General features: G+C 71.4%; 6 protein-coding genes and 1 pseudogene. 5 read left to right on the top strand and 2 right to left on the bottom strand.

All coding sequences use genetic code 11. The annotated features are described in order from the left end of the window. The coding region (locus KBX53_RS19730) for an ACT domain-containing protein (protein ID WP_305797964.1) at positions 1-425 on the top strand (425 nt) is incomplete at its 5' end. Between the two features lie 81 nt (positions 426-506). Here KBX53_RS19730 and greA read toward each other — a convergent pair. Next, the gene (gene greA / locus KBX53_RS19725; RefSeq protein WP_030337948.1) at positions 507-1,004 is read right to left on the bottom strand and encodes a transcription elongation factor GreA; all 498 of its coding nucleotides are present in this window, start codon (positions 1,002-1,004) and stop codon (positions 507-509) included. A 156-nt stretch (positions 1,005-1,160) separates the two neighbouring features. Next, entirely contained in the window at positions 1,161-1,601 is a 441-nt protein-coding gene (locus KBX53_RS19720; protein ID WP_210860908.1) for a DUF4307 domain-containing protein, read from the bottom strand. A 201-nt stretch (positions 1,602-1,802) separates the two neighbouring features. On the opposite strand from KBX53_RS19720, the gene mca reads away from it, so the two are divergent. From mca to KBX53_RS19700, 4 genes and pseudogenes are all read left to right on the top strand, one after another. Then, on the top strand, positions 1,803-2,684 hold the full coding sequence (gene mca, locus KBX53_RS19715; protein ID WP_030337950.1) for a mycothiol conjugate amidase Mca: 882 nt from the start codon (positions 1,803-1,805) through the stop codon (positions 2,682-2,684). A 48-nt stretch (positions 2,685-2,732) separates the two neighbouring features. Continuing rightward, complete coding sequence (locus KBX53_RS19710) at positions 2,733-3,026, top strand: hypothetical protein (RefSeq protein ID WP_030337951.1); 294 nt, start codon at positions 2,733-2,735, stop codon at positions 3,024-3,026. Positions 3,027-3,205: 179 nt separating this feature from the next. After that, a pseudogene (locus KBX53_RS19705) lies at positions 3,206-5,563 on the top strand (putative bifunctional diguanylate cyclase/phosphodiesterase); the annotation flags it as partial. After that, a partial coding sequence (locus KBX53_RS19700; protein WP_210860906.1) for an EAL domain-containing protein occupies positions 5,563-5,824 on the top strand: 262 nt, incomplete at its 3' end. The pseudogene KBX53_RS19705 and the gene KBX53_RS19700, both read left to right, overlap by 1 nt.

The following is a 5,824-nucleotide window of genomic DNA, read 5'->3' as shown; positions in this document are numbered from 1 at the left end:
TGCTGATGTTGCTGGAGCGCGGCAAGCAGGTGGTCGAGCCGGCCGGGGCGGTCGGGGTCGCCGCGCTGCTGGCCGGCGTGGTCGAGGTGGAGACGCCGGTGGTCGCCGTGCTCTCCGGCGGCAACATCGACCCGTTGCTGATGCTGCGGGTGATCGAGCACGGGTTGGCCGCCGCGGGTCGCTACCTGCGGGTGACAGTCCGCTGTTCGGACCGGCCGGGGCAGCTCGCGTCGTTGCTCAGCCAGATCGCCGAGCACCGGGCCAACGTGGTCGACGTGGAGCATCAGCGGGCCAACCCGCACCTCAGCCTCGGCGAGGTGGAGGTCGCGCTGTCGGTGGAGACCCGGGGCGTCGAACACTCGGACACGCTGATCAGCGCCCTGCGGGCCAGCGGCTACCAGGTGGTCTTCGCAGCCGAGGCGTGACACCGGTAGGTGCCACGCCTCGGATACGCGGTGTCTCGGTGCCGGCCTCGGTCAACCCGGCCGGCCGCTGTCGGCGACGGGTCAGCCGGAGAACGGCTCGAAGCTGACCACCGTCACCTTGATGTCGGCGCCGCTGGGTGCCGTGTAGGTGCAGGTCTGCCCGGCTCGCCCGCCCAGGATCGCCTTGCCCAGCGCGGACTCGGGGCTGTAGACGGTCAGGTCGGTAGTGGCCGCGATCTCCCGCGAACCGAGCAGGAACGTCTCGGTGTCGTTGGTGTCGTCGTCGAAGTAGATCGTCACCACCATGCCCGGCGACACCGCGTCGGCGGACGGGGCCTCGCCGACCTTCGCGGTGCGCAGCAGCTCCTGCAGGTAGCGGATGCGACCCTCGGCCTTGCCCTGCTCCTCGCGGGCGGCGTGGTAGCCGCCGTTCTCCCGCAGGTCGCCCTCCTCGCGCCGAGCGTTGATCTCGGCTGCGATCGCCGGACGGTTGGCGATGTGCTCGTCGAGCTCGGCCTGGAGGCGGTCGTACGCGTCCTGGGACAGCCAGGTGGCGGGCGCCTCGTTGCCAGTGGACACAGGCGTTCTCCTCAGTTGTGCGTGGCTGGCTGACAGGTGAACTACCAAGTTACCAGTGCGGTACGACACAGGGTGTCGGCCATCACCGCCGGTGTCCGGATCCGACACCCGCGGTAGGCGCTCGATCGACAGCGTTTCCAGTGCTGTTCGGGCAGCTCAGGACGGTGATTGGCAGCGCAGCACCTCGCCGATGAACGGCCGCGCGGTGGTGGCCAGGCGGTGCCGGGTCGTGACGTGCCGATCCCCGGGGGCGGCGGTCACGGTGACCTGTTCGCGGGCCACCTCGGCCCCGGCACGGTCCCGGGCCCGCAGCACGCAGACCGCCGAGCCACCCGGCGGGACTGTCACCCGGAAGTGGACGAGCACCTGCTTGTCCGTGATGTCGGTGTACGTGATCACCTGTGCGTCGTAGACCGGGTCGCCGTACTGCCGGTAGAGCCGGAACGAGATCACGGTCAGCGTCGCCACCAGCGCCAGCAGCGCCAGCGCGGCCAGCAGCGTACGGCGGCGCTTGCCGCCCGGTGCCCGACGCCGGCCGTAGCGCCCGGCCGGGAATTCCGGCGCAGCTGGTGAAATTGTGGCGTGCGTCTCGGTCACCGGCGGGTATCTCCTGGCGTTGTTGTCGGCGGCATCGGCAAGAATGACAGAGCCCCATCCTCCCACCCGGTCCAGCGGCAGGAATGGCAGGTCATGCCTGGCGCTGCTGGCCGGCGACAGGGTGCGGCGAGAAGATCCCGGCAGGTCAGCCGGTTGAGCCCGGTCGGGTCCACCGTCCGGCACAGACGAGGAGCGCCGAAGTTGGCAGAGCAACTGCGTCTCATGGCCGTGCACGCGCACCCGGACGACGAGTCGAGCAAGGGCGCGGCGACGACGGCGAAGTATGTCGCTCAGGGGGTGGACGTCCTGGTCGTGACGTGCACGGGCGGCGAGCGCGGGAGCGTGCTCAACCCCAAGCTCGACCGGCCCGACGTGTGGGCCAACATCGGTGAGATCCGGCGGGCCGAGATGGACGCCGCGCGGGCGATCCTCGGTGTCGACCAGGCCTGGCTGGGCTTCGTCGACTCGGGCCTGCCCGAGGGCGACCCGTTGCCGCCGCTGCCCGAGGGCTGTTTCGCCCTTCAGGACGTCGAGGTCGCCGCGGGTCCGCTGGTGCGGCTGATGCGTGAGTTCCGTCCGCACGTCGTGACCACGTACGACGAGGAGGGTGGCTACCCGCACCCGGACCACATCATGTGTCACAAGGTGAGCGTGGCCGCCTTCGAGGCCGCCGGTGACCCGGAGCGCTACCCGGAGCTGGGCGCGCCCTGGCAGCCGCTGAAGCTCTACTACGACATCGGCTTCTCCAAGGGCAAGATCATGGCGCTGCACGAGGGCATGCTGGCCGCCGGGCTGGAGTCGCCCTACGAGGAGTGGCTCAAGCGGTGGGAGGATCGGCCCGACAAGGGCCCCCGGATCACCACCCGGGTGGAGTGCGCCGACTACTTCCCGGTCCGCGATGACGCGCTGCGCGCCCACGCGACCCAGGTCGACCCGGACGGCTTCTGGTTCCACGTCCCGATGGAGTTGCAGCAACGCGCCTGGCCTACCGAGGATTACGAGCTGGCCCGCTCGATGGTCGACAGCCCGCTGCCCGAGTCTGATCTCTTCGCGGGTGTGCGGGAGACGGCGCACGCGCGCTGATTCCGGGCAGGGCTACCCTGGTTACCAACCGCACTTCGGAGGAACGCCATGCTGACCGCTGCCCAGGTGCTCGCGGAGAACAACTTCGGGGACACCCGCACGGGTGGTCTGGCCGGGCCGATGGGTCTGTTCCTCATCCTGCTGCTGGCCACCGCGACCATCCTGCTGATCCGCAACATGAACTCTCGGCTGCGCCGTCTGCCGGACCGTTTCCCCCAGCAGTCCGGGGCGGCCGACCCGACCAGGGCCGATGCGTCAGTCGTCGATCCGACAGACGGGACCGGGGGGCGGGATTCATCCACACCCGCTCCCAACGGGCACCAGCAGCACCTGAACGGGTAGCCGGCGCATGAATCACGCCGAACCGGGTGGTCGCCCCCTGTTGCGGCCACCCGGTTTGGCTTAGCCTTCCGCCGGGGGGACCAAAAGTCTCCGAGCCGTGTGCGGGAGGGGGCGCCGATGACCAGCACAGCACCGGCCGCCCGCCGCGACGTCGGTCGGTCGGCTGACGGGGGAGGTCGATGACCTCCGGTCCGGCCGACGACCCGTTCGATCGGCTCGGGGTGCGTGGCACACCGGGCCGGCTGCTCGTGCTCACCGCCGCCGTCACGGTGACCGCAGTGGCCGCCGCGGTGGTCGGGTTGACCCTCCCGGTCCAGCTGCCGGCCGACGACCCCCTTGGCGGTCCGGCCCGCTTCGGCATCGCCGTCGCTGTCCTCGCCCTCGCCCAGTTCGCCCGGCTGCGGTTCCGCTCGCCAGCGGGCATGGTCAGCATCACCTGGGGCGAGGCGGCCCTGATCGTCTGCCTCTACCTGACCCCCGCCGGCTGGCTCCCGTCCGCCACGCTGCTCGGCACCGGGCTGGCCTGGACGATCCTGTCACTGCACAACGACCGCCGTCCGGCCCTGGAGATCGTCCGGATCGCCGCGTCGCTCGCCGCCGCGTCGGCACTGGCGGTGTCCGTGACCACCGCGCTCGGGCGGCCGCTGCTCTCTGCGCCCACCCCGATGCTGGCGCTGGCCGTGATCGCCGGTTCGGTGACGTACCTCCTGGTGACCGCCTGGCTCGGCGGCGTGACGGTGGGTCTGCGGCACGGCCTGCCCATCGGGCCGCCGCTGCTCGCCGCGCTGCGCGGCAAGCTGCTGATGTTCGTCGGCAACGTGGCGGTCGGCCTCGTGGTGGTCGCGCTGCTGGAGCTCGACCCGCGCTGGTTGCTGTTGCTGCCGCCGCTGCTGTGGCTGCTGCAACAGACCTACCGTTACCGGTTGCGCTCGGATCAGGAGCGCCGCACCTGGCGGGCCTTCGCCGAGGCCACCGCGGCCCTCAACCAGCTCGACGAGCGGGGGGTGGCCAGCGCGGCGGTCACCGGAGCGCTGACGCTGTTCAACGCCGAACTGGTGGACGTCGACGTGGCCCGGCCCGACGGCCGGTGGCACCGCTACCGGGGCGACGCCGGCGGTCAACTGGTCGACCGCGAGACCGGACCACCGGAACAGTCCGAACCGGACGAGCACGAGCTGAGCCGGGCGCTGTCGGTCGGTGCCGCGCCGGTCGGTCGGCTGCGGGTGCGGTTCCCCCGCTCGGCCCCGCCCACCGCCCGGGAACGCGACGCGGTGGCCGCGTTCGGCGACGCGCTCGCCGCCGCGCTGCACGACGCCGCTACCCACCACGAGCTGCGCCTGGTGACCGCCCGTTCGTCGTACGACGCGGTGCACGACCCGCTCACCGGGCTCGCCAACCGGGCGGCGATGCTGAGCAGGGGCGACCAGTCGCTGCGACAGCTCAGCCACGACCACCCGGTGGCGCTGCTGCTGCTGGACATCAACCAGTTCAAGGAAGTCAACGACACCCTCGGTCACGCGGCGGGCGACCAACTGCTGCGGCTGACCGCGAACCGACTCAACGCGCTGGTCCGCACCGGGGACCTGCTCGGCCGACTCGGCGGTGACGAGTTCGCCCTCCTGCTCACGGCGGTGCCGGTGCTCGGCGACCGGGCCGCCCCGATGGCCCACGCGCTGCGCCAGGCCCGCGAGATCGCCGAGCGGCTGGCCGCGCCGACCGAGGTGGCCGGCGTACGGATGTCCATCGAGGTCTCCGTCGGTGTGGTGGTGGCCGCCGCCGGCACCGCTGACCTGACCGAGCTGCTGCGTCGGGCCGACATCGCGATGTACCAGGCCAAGGAGGGCGGCGGCAACGTCGCCGCGTACGACGGCGCGCGCGACGCGGCCAGCACCGACCAGCTCGCCCTGCTGGCCGAGCTACGTGAGGCGTTGACTGTCGACGATCAGCTGGTGCTGGCACTGCAACCGGCGGTCGACCTGGCCACTGGTGCGCCGACCGGGGTGGAGGCGCTGATCCGGTGGCAGCATCCCCGGCGGGGGTGGCTGAACCCGGCCGACTTCATCCGGCCGGTGGAGAACAGCGAGCAGCTCGGCACCTTCACCCGCTACGTGCTGAACAAGGCGCTCAGCGTGGCCGCCGGTTGGGCTCGGGAGGGGTTGGACGTCCCGATCTCGGTCAACCTGTCGGCGCGCAGCCTGCTGGACCCCCGGTTGCCGGTGGAGATCGCCGACGCGTTGCGCCGCCACCAGGTGCCGCCGCACCGGCTCGTCCTGGAGATCACCGAGACGGTGGTGATGAGCGAGCTGGAGGTCATCGACGAGGTGTTGGCGACGCTGAGGTCGATGGGCGTGCAACTCGCTGTCGACGACTTCGGCACCGGCTTCTCGTCGTTGACGTTCCTCACCCGGATCGCCGTGGACGAGCTGAAGGTGGACCGCTCCTTCGTCATCCGGATGGCCGACTCGCCGGAGGCCGCCGCGATCGTCCGGACGACGGTGGGCCTTGCCCACGAGCTGGGGCTACGGGTGGTCGCCGAGTGGACGAGCTGAAGGTGGACCGCTCCTTCGTCATCCGGATGGCCGACTCGCCGGAGGCCGCCGCGATCGTCCGGACGACGGTGGGCCTTGCCCACGAGCTGGGGCTACGGGTGGTCGCCGAAGGGGTCGAGACCGCCGAGCAGCGGATGGCCCTGGCCGAGCTGGGTTGCACCTCCGCGCAGGGCTACCACTTCTTCAAGCCGATGCCGGCCGACAAGATCGGCGCGGTGCTCGGGTCGCTGCGCGACTCGGCGGAGTCGA

The sequence above is a fragment of the Micromonospora sp. M51 genome (assembly GCF_018070305.1).
In the GTDB taxonomy this organism is placed as follows: Bacteria; Actinomycetota; Actinomycetes; order Mycobacteriales; family Micromonosporaceae; genus Micromonospora; species Micromonospora parva.
The sequence above is the reverse complement of the archived record's forward strand: the minus strand, read 5'-3'. Positions and strand labels throughout refer to the sequence as shown.